The 17,644-nt window shown below is 53.8% G+C and carries 9 protein-coding genes, 1 tRNA gene and 3 rRNA genes; 3 read left to right on the top strand and 10 right to left on the bottom strand.

The features are described 5' to 3' along the window. Window positions 1-64: 64 nt before the first annotated feature. The 3 genes from aceA to metA form a co-directional block, all read right to left on the bottom strand. On the bottom strand, window positions 65-1,369 hold the full coding sequence (gene aceA / locus AC1MKH_RS01170) for an isocitrate lyase (RefSeq protein ID WP_276222228.1): 1,305 nt from the start codon (window positions 1,367-1,369) through the stop codon (window positions 65-67). Window positions 1,370-1,400: 31 nt separating this feature from the next. Next, window positions 1,401-3,002 (bottom strand): malate synthase A, encoded by a 1,602-nt coding sequence (gene aceB / locus AC1MKH_RS01165; RefSeq protein WP_276222230.1) that lies wholly within the window; start codon window positions 3,000-3,002, stop codon window positions 1,401-1,403. A gap of 269 nt (window positions 3,003-3,271) precedes the next feature. After that, window positions 3,272-4,201: a homoserine O-acetyltransferase MetA gene (metA, locus tag AC1MKH_RS01160; RefSeq protein ID WP_276222232.1), complete on the bottom strand. Its 930-nt coding sequence runs from the start codon at window positions 4,199-4,201 to the stop codon at window positions 3,272-3,274. A 156-nt stretch (window positions 4,202-4,357) separates the two neighbouring features. Here metA and AC1MKH_RS01155 point away from each other — a divergent pair, with 156 nt between their 5' ends. Further along, entirely contained in the window at window positions 4,358-4,801 is a 444-nt protein-coding gene (locus AC1MKH_RS01155) for an acetyltransferase (RefSeq protein WP_276222235.1), read from the top strand. A gap of 95 nt (window positions 4,802-4,896) precedes the next feature. Here the strand turns inward: AC1MKH_RS01155 and AC1MKH_RS01150 are convergent, their stop codons facing one another. From AC1MKH_RS01150 to AC1MKH_RS01130, 5 genes are all read right to left on the bottom strand, one after another. Next, complete coding sequence (locus AC1MKH_RS01150; RefSeq protein WP_488450733.1) at window positions 4,897-5,883, bottom strand: IS110 family RNA-guided transposase; 987 nt, start codon at window positions 5,881-5,883, stop codon at window positions 4,897-4,899. A gap of 465 nt (window positions 5,884-6,348) precedes the next feature. Then, a 5S ribosomal RNA gene (gene rrf / locus AC1MKH_RS01145) occupies window positions 6,349-6,464 on the bottom strand. Window positions 6,465-6,560: 96 nt separating this feature from the next. Next, window positions 6,561-9,467: ribosomal RNA gene (locus tag AC1MKH_RS01140) — 23S ribosomal RNA — on the bottom strand. A 191-nt stretch (window positions 9,468-9,658) separates the two neighbouring features. Further along, window positions 9,659-9,734: transfer RNA gene (locus tag AC1MKH_RS01135), tRNA-Glu, on the bottom strand. An 85-nt stretch (window positions 9,735-9,819) separates the two neighbouring features. Continuing rightward, window positions 9,820-11,361, bottom strand: a 16S ribosomal RNA gene (locus tag AC1MKH_RS01130). Together the 16S, 23S and 5S rRNA genes with 1 tRNA gene alongside form the textbook arrangement of a ribosomal RNA operon. Before the next feature lie 610 nt (window positions 11,362-11,971). Here AC1MKH_RS01130 and purH point away from each other — a divergent pair. Then, window positions 11,972-13,561 carry a bifunctional phosphoribosylaminoimidazolecarboxamide formyltransferase/IMP cyclohydrolase gene (purH, locus tag AC1MKH_RS01125; RefSeq protein WP_276224695.1) on the top strand — a complete coding sequence of 530 codons (1,590 nt, stop codon included), beginning with the start codon at window positions 11,972-11,974 and terminating at the stop codon, window positions 13,559-13,561. Between the two features lie 11 nt (window positions 13,562-13,572). Next, a complete protein-coding gene (purD, locus tag AC1MKH_RS01120; protein WP_276224694.1) occupies window positions 13,573-14,862 on the top strand; it encodes a phosphoribosylamine--glycine ligase in 1,290 nt (429 codons plus the stop codon). Here purD and zraR read toward each other — a convergent pair. Together zraR and zraS are read right to left on the bottom strand one after the other, a co-directional pair. Further along, window positions 14,859-16,184, bottom strand: coding sequence for a sigma-54-dependent response regulator transcription factor ZraR (zraR, locus tag AC1MKH_RS01115; RefSeq protein ID WP_276224693.1), 1,326 nt, complete (start codon window positions 16,182-16,184; stop codon window positions 14,859-14,861). The genes purD and zraR overlap by 4 nt on opposite strands. Next, on the bottom strand, window positions 16,181-17,545 hold the full coding sequence (gene zraS, locus AC1MKH_RS01110) for a two-component system sensor histidine kinase ZraS (RefSeq protein WP_442961956.1): 1,365 nt from the start codon (window positions 17,543-17,545) through the stop codon (window positions 16,181-16,183). Before zraS ends, zraR begins: the two co-directional genes overlap by 4 nt. Window positions 17,546-17,644: the final 99 nt, after the last annotated feature.

Genomic DNA, 17,644 nt, shown 5'->3' with positions numbered 1-17,644 from the left:
TGACGCTTATCCGGCCTACAAAACGGTGTAGGCCCGGTAAGCGACGCGCTACCGGGCATCTGGATCAGAACTGTGACTCTTCCGTTGAACCGGTCAACGCGGTTACTGAGGAAGCGCCGCCCTGAATAATGGTCGTCACTTTATCGAAGTAGCCCGTCCCCACTTCCTGCTGATGAGAAACGAAGGTGTAACCGTCTTTGCCCGCTTCAAATTCAGGCTGCTGCACTTTTTCAACATAATGCTTCATGCCTTCACCCTGCGCGTAAGAGCGCGCCAGGTCGAACATGTTGAACCACATGCTGTGAATGCCCGCCAGGGTGATGAACTGGTATTTGTAGCCCATATCCGACAGTTGTTGCTGGAAGCTGGCGATGGTTTTATTGTCCAGATTTTTCTGCCAGTTGAACGACGGCGAGCAGTTGTAGGCCAGCAGCTTGCCCGGATATTTAGCGTGGACCGCCTCGGCAAAACGGCGCGCGAGATCGAGGTCCGGCGTAGAGGTTTCACACCATACCAGGTCTGCATACGGCGCATACGCCAGGCCACGGCTAATTGCCTGCTCGATACCCGCACGGGTACGGAAGAAGCCTTCGTTGGTACGCTCGCCGGTGATGAATTCGCTATCGTAAGCGTCGCAATCAGAGGTGATCAGATCCGCCGCATCCGCATCTGTTCGCGCAATGACAAGCGTCGGCACGCCCATAACATCGGCCGCCAGGCGCGCTGCAACCAGTTTCTGAATAGCTTCCTGCGTCGGAACCAGCACTTTACCGCCCATATGACCGCACTTCTTCACCGACGCGAGCTGATCTTCGAAGTGAACGGCCGCTGCACCGGCCTCAATCATCGATTTCATCAGTTCATACGCATTCAGCACGCCGCCGAAACCGGCTTCAGCATCGGCGACGATCGGCAGGAAATAATCGGTATAACGCGGATCGTTCGGTTCGATACCGGACGCCCACTGGATCTGATCCGCACGACGGAAGGTGTTGTTGATCCGATCCACCACCGCAGGCACCGAGTTCGCCGGATAAAGGGATTGATCCGGATACATACTTGATGCCAGGTTGGCGTCAGCCGCTACCTGCCAGCCGGAGAGGTAAATCGCCTCAATACCCGCTTTCGCCTGCTGCAACGCCTGGCCGCCGGTCAGCGCACCGAGGCTGTTGACGTAGCCTTTCTTCGACTCACCGTGCAGCAGTCGCCACATTTTCGCCGCACCCAGTTGCGCCAGCGTGCACTCCGGGTTAACCGAGCCGCGTAATTTCACCACTTCCTCGGCGCTGTAGGGGCGACGAATGCCTTCCCAGCGCGGTTGAGTCCACTCTTTCTGTAATTCTTCAATTTGTTGTGTACGGGTTTTCATGTGCAGATGCTCCATATTGTTATGTGGTGATTTACGCTAACAGGCGGTAGCCTGGCAGAGTCAGGAAGTCGATAAGGTCGTCGGAGGTGGTGATCTGCTCCATCAGGCGCGCGGCGTCGTCGAAGCGCCCGCTGCTGAAGCGGTGCTCGCCCAGCTCTTCCTGAATCACCAACAACTCTTCGGCCAGCATCTGGCGGAACAGCGCTTTGGTGACGGCTTTGCCGTTGCTCAGGGTTTTCTCATGATGGATCCACTGCCAGATGGAGGTACGCGAGATTTCCGCCGTCGCCGCATCTTCCATCAGGCCGTAGATAGGGACGCAGCCGTTGCCGGAGATCCACGCTTCGATGTACTGCACCGCGACGCGAATATTGGCGCGCATGCCCTCTTCGGTACGTTCACCGTCACAGGGGGCCAGCAGTTGTTCGGCGGTGATCGGCGCATCGGCGCTGCGGGTCACGAATAACTGATTTTTATGCTCGCCGAGCACATCGTTGAAAACCGCCATTGCGGTGTCCGCCAGCCCCGGATGCGCCACCCATGTGCCATCGTGACCGTTATTGGCTTCCAGCGATTTATCCGCTTTGACTTTGTTGAGCACCTGCGTATTTCGCTCGGCGTCTTTGCTCGGGATAAACGCCGCCATGCCGCCCATCGCGAACGCGCCGCGTTTGTGGCAGGTTTTAATCAGCAGGCGTGAATAAGCGCTGAGGAACGGTTTGTCCATCGTCACCACCTGGCGGTCAGGCAACACGCGGTCCGGGTGGTTTTTCAGGGTTTTAATGTAGCTGAAGATGTAATCCCAGCGGCCACAGTTCAGGCCGACAATGTGATCGCGCAGCGCGTGCAGGATTTCATCCATCTGGAAGACGGCGGGCAACGTTTCAATCAGCAGGGTGGCTTTGATGGTGCCGCGCGGCAGGTCAAAGCGATCTTCCGCATAGCTGAAGACTTCACTCCACCAGGCCGCTTCCTGCCAGGCCTGGGTTTTCGGCAGGTAGAAGTAAGGGCCGCTGCCTTTCTCCAGCAATGCTTTGTAGTTGTGGAAGAAGTAGAGCGCGAAATCAAACAAGCTGCCCGGAATGGCTTCACCGCGCCAGGTAACGTGTTTCTCCGGTAAATGCAGGCCACGCACGCGACAAATCAGCAGCGCGGGATTGGGTTTCAACTGGTAGATTTTCCCGGCTTCATTGGTGTAGCTGATGGTGCCGTTCACGGCATCGCGCAGGTTGATTTGCCCATCAATCACTTTGTTCCAGTCCGGCGCCAGTGAATCCTCGAAATCAGCCATAAAGACTTTTACGTTGGCATTCAGCGCGTTAATCACCATTTTGCGTTCAACGGGACCGGTGATCTCTACGCGGCGATCCTGTAAGTCTTCCGGGATACCGCGGATTTTCCAGTCACTATTACGAATGGAAGCAGTTTCCGAAATAAAATCAGGCAACTTTCCGTCATCGATATCCTGCTGTTGCTGAATGCGCGCAGCCAGCAGTTTATTGCGCTTCGGCGTAAAGCGCGTCACCAGTTCACTGATAAATTCAACGGCTTCTGCCGTTAAAATCTGCTGCTCCTGCCCGGTAAAAGGTTCGGTAAACGCCAGTTCATCCGCCGTTGTTGCCTGTTGTGTCATTGTGCTGATCCTCATTATGTATTCCGATCGATCCGCTGGGGTGAACGGACGATCTATGCATAGTTTTCATTCAACACTTTTAAGACTATCCAGGAATTAATAAAAATCAAAAACGATTTCCATTTTTAATTTAAATTACATGTAACTTGATGATTAGAATGGAATTAAAATTTTTTAATTGATTGAGGTGCGTTTCGGAAATAAAAAAGGCACCCGAAGGTGCCTGAGGAAGAGTGCTGAAACGCTTTAGGATCGAGAGACGTAGACGATCAGTCCAGCGTTGGATTCATATTCCGCAGATCGTATGGCGTGATCTGGTAGACGTAATAGTTGAGCCAATTGGCAAACAGCAGATTGCCATGGCTACGCCAGGTGGCGCGCGGTTTATTCTGCGGGTCGTTTTTCGGGAAGTAATTGTGCGGCACTTCCGGACTAAGGCCGGCATCCACGTCCCGGAAAAATTCGCCTGCCAGCGTGTTAGCGTCGTACTCAGGGTGACCCGTCACAAATGCAATGCGCTTGTCTTTGCTGGCAAAGAGGTAAGCATCTCCGCCGTCTGTTTCCGCCAGAATATCGAGGTCGGTATAGTCGCGAATCAACGCTGCCGGGAAATCGGCATAGCGTGAGTGTGGGGCGAGGAAACTGTCATCAAACCCGCGCGTAAGCAAGGCGTGTGGCTGAAGAATGTGGTGCTCATAGACGCCAGAGAGTTTGTCGCTGCGGGTCTGTTTTGGGATGCCATACAGAATGTTCAGCGCGGCCTGAACGGCCCAACAGACAAACAGCGTGGAGGTAACGTGATCTTTTGCCCACTCCAGCACCTGCTTTATCTGCGGCCAGTAGGCGACATCATTAAACTCGACCAACCCCAACGGCGCACCGGTGACAATCAGTCCGTCGAAGTTCTGATCGCGGATCTCGTCGAAATTACAGTAGAAGTTATTCAGGTGCTCAGTTGGCGTATTGCGAGATTCCCGCGCGTCGATGCGTAACAGCTGGATATCCACCTGCAACGGCGAGTTAGAGAGAAGACGCAGAAACTGGTTTTCCGTTTCGATTTTCTTCGGCATCAGGTTAAGAATCAGGACCTTAAGCGGACGGATTTCCTGACCTGTTGCGCGTGATGCGGTCATTACAAAGACATTTTCATCACGCAAGAAATTGACGGCTGGTAGCTCGTCCTGCACCCGAATCGGCATAACCTTGTTACCTCACAACATACGTATAAACGTTTAGACATCCAGATAGCTGACAATAACCAGGAATAAGTGAAATGTCGAGTCTGCATGTGAAAGGTGAGAAAGTTTCACCGACAACATTACCGTAGAATATAAGAATAAATAAAAGGAGTATCTATGGTTATTAGTATTCGCCGTTCCCGGCACGATGAAGGGGAAAAACTGGTGGCCGTCTGGTGCCGTTCTGTTGATGCCACGCACCATTTTTTGTCTGCTGAGTATCGGGCTGAGCTGGAGAGGCTGGTACGCTCATTTTTACCGGAGGCACCGTTGTGGGTTGCAGCCAATACGCAGGATGAGCCGGTTGGTTTTATGTTGTTGAGCGGGCAGCATATGGATGCATTGTTTGTGGACCCTGATGTGCGTGGTATGGGGGTTGGCCGTTTGTTGGTTGAACATGCGCTTTCTCAGGCACCGGCGTTAACGACCAATGTGAATGAGCAGAACGAGCAGGCGGTTGGGTTTTATAAGAAGATGGGGTTTAGGGTGACAGGACGCAGTGAGGTGGACGATCTTGGGAAGCCGTATCCGTTGTTGAACCTGGCGTATTTGAAGGGATAGTGCGCGCTGTGTTGCCCGGTGGCGCTGCGCTTACAGGGCCTACGGGTTCGTGCCATTCGGTGGGGTTTGTTCTTTTGTAGCTACCGTCTTGAACGTCAAGCGGTAGCTGCATAATTTTCGTCCCAGAGAAGCCGCGTTTTTAACACTCCGAAGCATAAATGCACCAGTTTGCGCATAACCGCTCCCAGTGCGGCTTTTTTGGCTTTACCCTTTGCGACCAGTCGTTCATAAACAGCTTTTGCCTGTTTGTTCCAGCGGCACGCGCTCAGCGCTGCAACATACAGCTTAGCCCGTACTTCCGACGGCCCTGTCTTTGACATATGGGGTCTGCCACGTACCGAACTCCCCGACGTTTTCTCTACCGGCGTGATACCCAGATAAGCCGCGACCTGTGAGGCGCTTTTGAACGTCCCGTCTTTCAGCAGTGCCAGCATCTCCCGCCCGACCTGATCTTTAACGCCCTTGATCGATTTCAGTAAATCAAGATCAGCCTTCAACCCCGGATCGTTATCTGTATGATCGGTTATGAGTTTTTCTATCCGGGCCAGTTCATCGCTCAGCCAGCTTTTCGTCCGCTCAAGTGAACGGATGACCTCCTGCGGAGTGGTTGTGGAATTCGCTTTTTCCAGCCGGTTCACCGTGCGCTGAACATCCTCTTTCAGGGCATCCCGCTGGCGCAGCAGCGCCCTCAGCTTGCGGACTTCGGGCGAAGGTGGAACCCAGGCATTCGGGTGTTTCAGCTCGCCATAACAGGCCAGAACGAAGGCATCCACAGCATCATTCTTGTTGAGAATACCCATCCCGCTGGCAAATTCACGAACACGATAGGGATTAGCCATGCAGACTCTGACACCGGCTTCATGCAGGCCATATGCCAGATTTTCATGGTAGATACCCGTCGCTTCCAGCACGACCGTCACACTTTCCGGAACGCATTTTTGTGCGCTCAGCCAGTCGATAACTTTGCTGGAGACGTCGGGTTCATTGGTCAGAACTTTGTGTTTTTTTTTGCCGCCGGGACCGGCAGTAAGCAGACAAACATCGATTTTATTTTTACTGACATCAATACCGAGAGTACACATCGAGAATCTCCTTTCACCTGAGCCAACACGTCATTCCAGCCTTGTACATACGAAGTCAGAGCTTCTGGTTACCGTTCGGATTTTGAGTGACGTGAAAGGTGAAACGGGAGGCTTAAGCTACGTCGAAAGATCGATGTCTTCAGGCCGGATACAAGCTTCTCCCGTTTCATGTAGCTGATAGCTAATCAGCTACCAGTTCAAGATACAAGGCCGGATAAGGCGCAGCCGCCATCCGGCAGGTTTTTTCGCGCCAACGCAAAAAGGCCATCCTTCCGGATGGCCTTCTGCTTATTTGATGCCTGGCAGTTTATGGCGGGCGTCCTGCCCGCCACCCTTCGGGCCGTTGCTTCGCAACGTTCAAATCCGCTCCCGGCGGATTTGTCCTACTCAGGAGAGCGTTCACCGACAAGCAACAGATAAAACAAAAGGCCCAGTCTTTCGACTGAGCCTTTCGTTTTATTTGATGCCTGGCAGTTCCCTACTCTCGCATGGGGAGACCCCACACTACCATCGGCGCTACGGCGTTTCACTTCTGAGTTCGGCATGGGGTCAGGTGGGACCACCGCGCTAGTGCCGCCAGGCAAATTCTGTTGTATTAACCCGCTTACGCCGGTTAATTTAATCTGTTATCAAGCTTACTTATCGATGTCTCTTCGCCAAAACATCTTCGGCGTTGTAAGGTTAAGCCTCACGGTTCATTAGTACTGGTTAGCTCAATGCATCGCTGCACTTACACACCCAGCCTATCAACGTCGTAGTCTTCAACGTTCCTTCAGGACTCTCAAGGAGTCAGGGAGAACTCATCTCGGGGCAAGTTTCGTGCTTAGATGCTTTCAGCACTTATCTCTTCCGCATGTAGCTACCGGGCAATGCCATTGGCATGACAACCCGAACACCAGTGATGCGTCCACTCCGGTCCTCTCGTACTAGGAGCAGCCCCCCTCAATTCTCCAGCGCCCACGGCAGATAGGGACCGAACTGTCTCACGACGTTCTAAACCCAGCTCGCGTACCACTTTAAATGGCGAACAGCCATACCCTTGGGACCTACTTCAGCCCCAGGATGTGATGAGCCGACATCGAGGTGCCAAACACCGCCGTCGATATGAACTCTTGGGCGGTATCAGCCTGTTATCCCCGGAGTACCTTTTATCCGTTGAGCGATGGCCCTTCCATTCAGAACCACCGGATCACTATGACCTGCTTTCGCACCTGCTCGCGCCGTCACGCTCGCAGTCAAGCTAGCTTATGCCATTGCACTAACCTCCTGATGTCCGACCAGGATTAGCTAACCTTCGTGCTCCTCCGTTACTCTTTGGGAGGAGACCGCCCCAGTCAAACTACCCACCAGACACTGTCCGCAACCCGGATCACGGGTCTACGTTAGAACATCAAACATTAAAGGGTGGTATTTCAAGGTTGGCTCCATGCAGACTGGCGTCCACACTTCAAAGCCTCCCACCTATCCTACACATCAAGGCTCAATGTTCAGTGTCAAGCTATAGTAAAGGTTCACGGGGTCTTTCCGTCTTGCCGCGGGTACACTGCATCTTCACAGCGAGTTCAATTTCACTGAGTCTCGGGTGGAGACAGCCTGGCCATCATTACGCCATTCGTGCAGGTCGGAACTTACCCGACAAGGAATTTCGCTACCTTAGGACCGTTATAGTTACGGCCGCCGTTTACCGGGGCTTCGATCAAGAGCTTCGCGTTGCCGCTAACCCCATCAATTAACCTTCCGGCACCGGGCAGGCGTCACACCGTATACGTCCACTTTCGTGTTTGCACAGTGCTGTGTTTTTAATAAACAGTTGCAGCCAGCTGGTATCTTCGACTGATTTCAGCTCCACGGGTAAACCGCTTCACCTACATATCAGCGTGCCTTCTCCCGAAGTTACGGCACCATTTTGCCTAGTTCCTTCACCCGAGTTCTCTCAAGCGCCTTGGTATTCTCTACCTGACCACCTGTGTCGGTTTGGGGTACGATTCAATGTTACCTGATGCTTAGAGGCTTTTCCTGGAAGCAGGGCATTTGTTACTTCAGCACCGTAGTGCCTCGTCATCACGTCTCAGTGTTAACAGAAGTCCGGATTTACCTAAACTTCCCACCTACACGCTTAAACCGGGACAACCGTCGCCCGGCCAACATAGCCTTCTCCGTCCCCCCTTCGCAGTAACACCAAGTACAGGAATATTAACCTGTTTCCCATCGACTACGCCTTTCGGCCTCGCCTTAGGGGTCGACTCACCCTGCCCCGATTAACGTTGGACAGGAACCCTTGGTCTTCCGGCGAGCGGGCTTTTCACCCGCTTTATCGTTACTTATGTCAGCATTCGCACTTCTGATACCTCCAGCATGCCTCACGACACACCTTCAACGGCTTACAGAACGCTCCCCTACCCAACAACACATAGTGTCGCTGCCGCAGCTTCGGTGCACAGTTTAGCCCCGTTACATCTTCCGCGCAGGCCGACTCGACCAGTGAGCTATTACGCTTTCTTTAAATGATGGCTGCTTCTAAGCCAACATCCTGGCTGTCTGAGCCTTCCCACATCGTTTCCCACTTAACTGTGACTTTGGGACCTTAGCTGGCGGTCTGGGTTGTTTCCCTCTTCACGACGGACGTTAGCACCCGCCGTGTGTCTCCCGTGATAACATTCTTCGGTATTCGTAGTTTGCATCGGGTTGGTAAGTCGGGATGACCCCCTAGCCGAAACAGTGCTCTACCCCCGAAGATGAGTTCACGAGGCGCTACCTAAATAGCTTTCGGGGAGAACCAGCTATCTCCCGGTTTGATTGGCCTTTCACCCCCAGCCACAAGTCATCCGCTAATTTTTCAACATTAGTCGGTTCGGTCCTCCAGTTAGTGTTACCCAACCTTCAACCTGCCCATGGCTAGATCACCGGGTTTCGGGTCTATACCCTGCAACTTAACGCCCAGTTAAGACTCGGTTTCCCTTCGGCTCCCCTATTCGGTTAACCTTGCTACAGAATATAAGTCGCTGACCCATTATACAAAAGGTACGCAGTCACCCCATAAAGAGGCTCCCACTGCTTGTACGTACACGGTTTCAGGTTCTTTTTCACTCCCCTCGCCGGGGTTCTTTTCGCCTTTCCCTCACGGTACTGGTTCACTATCGGTCAGTCAGGAGTATTTAGCCTTGGAGGATGGTCCCCCCATATTCAGACAGGATACCACGTGTCCCGCCCTACTCTTCGAGTTCACAACATATGCATTTTGGTGTACGGGACTTTCACCCTGTATCGTGCGACTTTCCAGACGCTTCCACTAACACACATGCTGATTCAGACTCTGGGCTGCTCCCCGTTCGCTCGCCGCTACTGGGGGAATCTCGGTTGATTTCTTTTCCTCGGGGTACTTAGATGTTTCAGTTCCCCCGGTTCGCTTCATTACGCTATGTATTCACGTAATGATAGTGTGACGAATCACACTGGGTTTCCCCATTCGGAAATCGCCGGTTATAACGGTTCATATCACCTTACCGACGCTTATCGCAGATTAGCACGTCCTTCATCGCCTCTGACTGCCAGGGCATCCACCGTGTACGCTTAGTCGCTTAACCTCACAACCCGAAGATGTTTCGTAAAACACCATCGTGTTGCGAAAATTTGAGAGACTCGAACACACTTAAAAGTGTGTCGTTTCAATTTTCAGCTTGATCCAGATTTTTAAAGAGCAAATATCTCAAACAAGACTTAACAGTCTGTTTTGAGATATTAAGGTCGGCGACTTTCACTCACACATACCAGCAAGTGGCGTCCCCTAGGGGATTCGAACCCCTGTTACCGCCGTGAAAGGGCGGTGTCCTGGGCCTCTAGACGAAGGGGACACTGAAGTCTCAATCGCAAGACGCCTTGCTATTTACTTTTCATCAGACAATCTGTGTGGACACTTCAAGGAACGGTTCTTTAAGGTAAGGAGGTGATCCAACCGCAGGTTCCCCTACGGTTACCTTGTTACGACTTCACCCCAGTCATGAATCACAAAGTGGTAAGCGCCCTCCCGAAGGTTAAGCTACCTACTTCTTTTGCAACCCACTCCCATGGTGTGACGGGCGGTGTGTACAAGGCCCGGGAACGTATTCACCGTAGCATTCTGATCTACGATTACTAGCGATTCCGACTTCATGGAGTCGAGTTGCAGACTCCAATCCGGACTACGACATACTTTATGAGGTCCGCTTGCTCTCGCGAGGTCGCTTCTCTTTGTATATGCCATTGTAGCACGTGTGTAGCCCTACTCGTAAGGGCCATGATGACTTGACGTCATCCCCACCTTCCTCCAGTTTATCACTGGCAGTCTCCTTTGAGTTCCCGGCCGAACCGCTGGCAACAAAGGATAAGGGTTGCGCTCGTTGCGGGACTTAACCCAACATTTCACAACACGAGCTGACGACAGCCATGCAGCACCTGTCTCACGGTTCCCGAAGGCACCAATTCATCTCTGAAAAGTTCCGTGGATGTCAAGAGTAGGTAAGGTTCTTCGCGTTGCATCGAATTAAACCACATGCTCCACCGCTTGTGCGGGCCCCCGTCAATTCATTTGAGTTTTAACCTTGCGGCCGTACTCCCCAGGCGGTCGACTTAACGCGTTAGCTCCGGAAGCCACGCCTCAAGGGCACAACCTCCAAGTCGACATCGTTTACAGCGTGGACTACCAGGGTATCTAATCCTGTTTGCTCCCCACGCTTTCGCACCTGAGCGTCAGTCTTCGTCCAGGGGGCCGCCTTCGCCACCGGTATTCCTCCAGATCTCTACGCATTTCACCGCTACACCTGGAATTCTACCCCCCTCTACGAGACTCAAGCTTGCCAGTTTCAAATGCAGTTCCCAGGTTGAGCCCGGGGATTTCACATCTGACTTAACAAACCGCCTGCGTGCGCTTTACGCCCAGTAATTCCGATTAACGCTTGCACCCTCCGTATTACCGCGGCTGCTGGCACGGAGTTAGCCGGTGCTTCTTCTGCGAGTAACGTCAATTGCTGAGGTTATTAACCTCAACACCTTCCTCCTCGCTGAAAGTACTTTACAACCCGAAGGCCTTCTTCATACACGCGGCATGGCTGCATCAGGCTTGCGCCCATTGTGCAATATTCCCCACTGCTGCCTCCCGTAGGAGTCTGGACCGTGTCTCAGTTCCAGTGTGGCTGGTCATCCTCTCAGACCAGCTAGGGATCGTCGCCTAGGTGAGCCGTTACCCCACCTACTAGCTAATCCCATCTGGGCACATCCGATGGCAAGAGGCCCGAAGGTCCCCCTCTTTGGTCTTGCGACGTTATGCGGTATTAGCTACCGTTTCCAGTAGTTATCCCCCTCCATCAGGCAGTTTCCCAGACATTACTCACCCGTCCGCCACTCGTCAGCGAATCAGCAAGCTGATTCCTGTTACCGTTCGACTTGCATGTGTTAGGCCTGCCGCCAGCGTTCAATCTGAGCCATGATCAAACTCTTCAATTTAAGTTTGATGCTCGTGAATTAAACTTCGTAATGAATTACGTGTTCACTCAGAGACTTGGTATTCATTTATCGTCTTGCGACGTTAAGAATCCGTATCATTGAGTGCCCACACAGATTGTCTGATAAATTGTTAAAGAGCAGTTGCGACGCGCTTTAGCGAACTGTCGCGAGGTGGCGTATATTACGCTTTCCTCTCTCAGAGTCAACCCTGATTTTCAGGATTTTTCTCTTCAACCGAAGCGGCTGTTTGTGTGAAGTGATTCACATCTGCCGTGTCAGTGGGAGCGCATTATAGGGAGTTCTCGTGAGGCTGCAACCCTAAATATGCGGTAATTTTACCGATTGCTGAAATCCACAGCAAAACCCCGCTTTATACCAACTTAACCACAGAGTTATCCACAACCAGGCAGATCTTTTCTCTCTATAAAGGGTATCGTGACCGAATAATCCGGATAGCTCAAATGAAAAAGAAAAATTCGCGAGCGTTGCGCAAACGTTTTCGTTACAATGCCACCGCAAAACAAGGATACCCCGTAAGGGGCGTTAGCTGAGTTTTTCGCGAAAAATTCAGCTAACGCTCTCTGTAATAGTCAAATCCAGGGGATTTACCATGCAACAACGTCGTCCAGTCCGCCGCGCTCTGCTCAGTGTTTCTGACAAAGCCGGTATCGTCGAATTCGCCCAGGCACTTTCCGCACGCGGTGTGGAGCTGCTGTCTACAGGGGGCACTGCCCGTCTGTTAGCAGAAAAAGGTCTGCCGGTAACCGAAGTTTCCGATTACACCGGTTTCCCGGAGATGATGGATGGACGCGTGAAGACCCTGCATCCGAAAGTACATGGTGGCATTCTGGGCCGTCGCGGCCAGGACGATGCCATTATGGAAGAACATCAGATCCAACCTATCGATATGGTGGTTGTTAACCTGTATCCGTTCGCCCAGACCGTGGCCCGTGAAGGTTGCTCGCTGGAAGATGCGGTTGAGAACATCGATATCGGCGGCCCAACCATGGTGCGCTCCGCCGCCAAGAACCATAAAGATGTCGCAATCGTCGTGAAGAGCAGCGACTACGACGCCATTATTAATGAGATGGATGCCAACGAAGGATCGCTTCTGCTTGCAACCCGTTTCGACCTCGCCATCAAAGCCTTCGAACACACCGCCGCCTACGACAGCATGATTGCCAACTATTTCGGCAGCATGGTTCCGGCTTACCACGGCGAAAGCAAAGAAGCCGCCGGTCGCTTCTCGCGCACGCTGAACCTGAACTTCATTAAGAAGCAGGATATGCGCTACGGCGAGAACAGCCACCAGCAGGCTGCCTTCTATATAGAAGAGAATGTGAAAGAAGCCTCCGTTGCCACCGCAACCCAGGTTCAGGGTAAAGCCCTCTCTTATAACAACATCGCCGATACCGATGCGGCGCTGGAGTGCGTGAAAGAGTTCGCCGAGCCGGCATGTGTGATTGTGAAGCACGCCAACCCTTGCGGCGTGGCTATCGGTAATTCCCTTCTTGATGCTTACGATCGCGCGTACAAAACCGACCCAACCTCCGCATTCGGCGGCATTATCGCCTTTAACCGCGAGCTGGATGCTGAAACCGCGCAGGCCATCATTTCTCGTCAGTTTGTCGAAGTGATTATTGCGCCGTCCGCCAGCGAAGAAGCCCTGAAAATCACCGCCGCCAAACAGAACGTTCGCGTCCTGACCTGCGGTCAGTGGGGCGAGCGTGTTCCGGGTCTTGATTTCAAACGCGTGAACGGCGGTTTGCTGGTTCAGGATCGTGACCTGGGGATGGTCGGCGCGGAAGAACTGCGCGTCGTCACCAAACGCCAGCCGACCGAACAGGAACTGCGTGATGCGCTGTTCTGCTGGAAAGTAGCGAAGTTTGTGAAATCCAACGCCATTGTCTATGCCAAAAACAATATGACCATCGGAATTGGCGCGGGCCAGATGAGCCGCGTGTACTCCGCGAAAATCGCCGGTATTAAAGCTGCCGATGAAGGTCTGGAAGTGAAAGGTTCCTCGATGGCTTCTGACGCGTTCTTCCCGTTCCGCGACGGTATTGATGCCGCCGCCGCTGCGGGCGTGACCTGCGTAATCCAGCCTGGCGGTTCTATCCGTGATGACGAAGTGATTGCCGCCGCCGACGAGCACGGTATTGCGATGCTCTTCACCGACATGCGCCACTTCCGCCATTAATGGAGCGACAGATGAAAGTATTAGTGATTGGTAACGGCGGGCGCGAGCACGCGCTGGCCTGGAAAGCGGCCCAGTCGCCGCTGGTTGAGACTGTTTTTGTTGCTCCGGGTAACGCAGGCACTGCGCTGGAACCCACGCTGCAAAACGTCGCTATCGGCGTGACCGATATCCCGGCGCTGCTGGATTTCGCGCAAAACGAAAAGGTAGATCTAACCATCGTCGGCCCGGAAGCGCCGCTGGTGAAAGGCGTGGTTGATACCTTCCGCGCCGCCGGGCTGAAAATCTTCGGCCCAACCGCAGGTGCCGCGCAACTGGAAGGCTCAAAAGCGTTTACCAAAGATTTCCTGGCCCGCCATAAAATCCCTACGGCGGAATACCAGAACTTCACCGAGGTAGAACCTGCGCTGGCGTATCTGCGTGAGAAAGGTGCGCCAATCGTCATTAAAGCGGACGGTCTGGCTGCCGGGAAAGGCGTTATCGTGGCGATGACGCTGGAAGAAGCGGAAGCGGCTGTTCACGATATGCTGGCGGGCAACGCTTTTGGCGACGCGGGTCATCGCATTGTTATCGAAGAGTTCCTCGATGGCGAAGAAGCGAGCTTTATCGTGATGGTGGACGGCGAGCATGTGCTGCCGATGGCCACCAGCCAGGATCACAAACGCGTAGGCGATAAAGATACCGGGCCAAACACTGGCGGGATGGGCGCTTACTCCCCTGCGCCGGTAGTAACCGATGAAGTTCATCAGCGCACCATGGAACGCATCATCTGGCCAACCGTGAAAGGCATGGCGGCGGAAGGCAACACCTACACCGGTTTTCTCTACGCGGGCCTGATGATCGACAAACAGGGCAATCCGAAGGTTATCGAATTTAACTGCCGCTTTGGCGATCCAGAAACCCAGCCGATTATGCTGCGCATGAAGTCCGATCTGGTTGAGCTCTGCCTGGCGGCCTGTGAAGGAAAACTGGACGAGAAAACATCCGAGTGGGATGAACGTGCTTCTCTCGGCGTGGTGATGGCTGCGGGTGGATATCCGGGCGATTACCGCACCGGCGATGTGATCCACGGCCTGCCGCTGGAAGAAGTGGCTGACGGCAAAGTGTTCCACGCGGGCACAAAACTGGCAGATGACGAGCAGGTAGTGACCAGCGGCGGGCGCGTACTGTGCGTCACCGCGCTGGGTCATACCGTGGCAGAAGCGCAGAAACGCGCTTATGCCTTAATGACCGATATCCACTGGGACGACTGCTTCTGCCGGAAAGATATCGGCTGGCGCGCTATCGAACGCGAGCAGAACTAACGCGACAGTTTTGCCAATAGCGTTTTACGCGTGATCCCTAACTGACGGGCGGCTTCGGTTTTGTTGCCGCCCGTTTTCTCCAGTGCCGCCAGAATCACCTCTTTTTCCACTTCCACCAGCGGCTGAATATCCTGACTTTGCGCCAGCGGGATCGGCCTACTGGCAATCGCCAGCGGCAGCTCGCGTTCGGAAATATATTCCCCGGTCAGTAGCACCACCGCCCGTTCCACCGCGTTTTCCAGTTCACGAATATTTCCCGGCCAGTCGTAATGAATCAGCAAATCCATCGCCTGGGGCGTAAAGCCTTTTACCGCCTTGCGATTACGTTCGGCAAAGCGCTGAAGAAAATGGCCAGCCAGCAGAGGAATATCCTCCCGCCGTTGCCGCAGCGACGGTACTTCAATCGCCACCACGTTCAGGCGATAGTAGAGATCCTGGCGAAAACGCCCGGCATTTACCTCTGCGGCAAGATCGCGATGGGTCGCCGCAATCAGCCGGACATCAACCGAGATGGTGTGGTTGCTGCCGACACGCTGAACTTCGCGCTCCTGAATCGCACGCAGCAGACGAACCTGCATCATCGGCGAGATATCGCCAATTTCATCGAGAAACAGCGTGCCGCCGTCCGCCTCAACAAAGCGCCCTTCCCGCCGTTTGTCGGCCCCGGTAAACGCCCCTTTTTCGTGACCGAACAATTCAGATTCCAGCAAGGATTCGTTGAGTGCAGCACAGTTGAGCGTTACCAGCGGTTTTTCGCTACGTGCGCTACTGGCGTGAATCGCCCTGGCGACCAGCTCTTTACCGGTACCGGAATCGCCGTGGATCAGCACCGTGGCTTCCGATGGCGCGACAAGGGCAATTTCACCGAGCAGGTGTTGCATCGCTGCGCTTTTACCAACCATCCCGAACTGGCTGGCGGACACCGCAGGTATTTCAGCATCGACACTGTGCGTATGCGCGAGCGCCTTTTCCAGCGTCGCCTGCAGGTTATCGAAATCCAGCGGCTTGATGAGATAATCCAGCGCCCCGGTTTTCAGTGCCTCTACCGCCGTCTCGACGCTGGAGTACGCGGTCATAATCAGTACCGGAATCGCCGGGTTTAACGCTTTGATCTCTTTGAGCGTGGCGATGCCATCCATCTCTGCCATTCGCACATCGCAAAGCACAAGATCAAACACCTGTTCCCGCACCTGCTCCAGCGCCTGTCGCCCGCTGTTTGCAAGCGATACGTTATAGCCCCAGCCGCGCAGCAATGCCTGCAAGATAGTGCAGTGGCTAATGTCATCATCCACCACCAGAATATCGATATTATCGTGCGTCATCCTTGTGGGTCCTTACGCGTAATAGTGACCGGAAGCCAGAGGGTGAACGTTGCGCCTTTTCCCTCCTGGCTTGCGACCTGAATAGTTCCACCATGCTGTTCAATGATGTTATGCACGACCGCCAGCCCCAGCCCGGTGCCGTCGGCCTTCGTGGTGAAATACGGGGTGAAGATGGCTTCAAGCTGATCCGCCGCAATTCCCTTACCGCTGTCGGTAACGCTGATTTTCACGCCCGCGCCGCTTTCGCTGGCCGCCACGTTAATCACGCCATGCTGACCAATCGCCTGAATGGCATTGAGATAGAGATTCAACAGGACCTGAGTCAGCCTGTCCGGATCGGCCTGAATTTCCGGTAATGTGTCGTTGGCGGTAAAACGTAACGGGATCTCCCGGCTGTTTGCATCCTGGCTTACCAGCTGTAATGAGTGGTTAATCAGAGTGTTGAGATCCACCGCCTGCAAAGCCAGATGCGTTGGCTTGACCAGTTCCAGCAACTCGCTTACCACGCGGTTTAAACGGTCGGCTTCTTTCGCCATTACCTGCGCCAGTTGGTGCGCTTCGCCCCCCGCAGGCGCGCGTTCGGCAAAGTATTTCGCCAGCCCTTTAATTGAGGAAAGCGGGTTACGGATTTCGTGGGCGACGCCTGCCGCCAGATGCCCCAGCGCCACCAGCTTCTCTTTGCGCTTCATTTCATCCTGTAGAAGCTGGCGCGAGCGCAGATAGCGGCGATACCAGAAGAATGACAATACGCTTGCCAGCAAGACCGTCGCCAGGGCGAAGAGGATAATCAGGGTATTGCGCCATTCAGCCGCCCGCGTCGCCATGAAATCGCTGGCATCCACGGCGATAAAAATCGTTTGATCGGAAAAGCCGTTACGCTCATCTCGAGCCATGTTGTGCATGCCGTGGCGCACGGGCTGGAACTGACGATAGATTTCCATTGTGGGCATTCCGTCAGACATCTCCGTATTCCGCCATTGAACGTCATGGCCGGGGCTAAGTTTTTGCAACTCTTCGGGAGAGTAAAGTAGCGTCCCCACGCGGCTAGCATCGCTGTGCAGAACAATAACGCCTTGCGCATCCGTTACCGCAAACCATTCCACACCCGGCTGGCCCGCCATCTCTTTCAGAAGCGCCTGCTGCTGCGCATGATGCATCCGCATGCCCATACCGACACGGCTGCCTGACTCCAGCGCCCGAATGAGCACATTGCCTTTTTCCAGCAACGCTTGCTGGTCGGCCTGACTCGCTCGTCCGAAATCGCGAATCACCGTTACGGCAAAAAGCCCCACCAGTACGAAGATAATGGCGGGTAGCAACATACTCAGCCTAATGGCCAGAGAGTCTTTTGATTGTGACATGACTTGCTTCCGTTCAATCGGCGGTGGGTTCCCTGTATCAGCAGAAATCATGCCATGTTTGCGCGCGTGTTGTTCTGCTCTGTGACACAAATGCACGCG

Source organism: Pseudocitrobacter sp. CD920760 (assembly GCF_057782505.1).
Note: the sequence above shows the minus strand (reverse complement) of the source record. Positions and strands in the feature narration are given on the sequence as shown.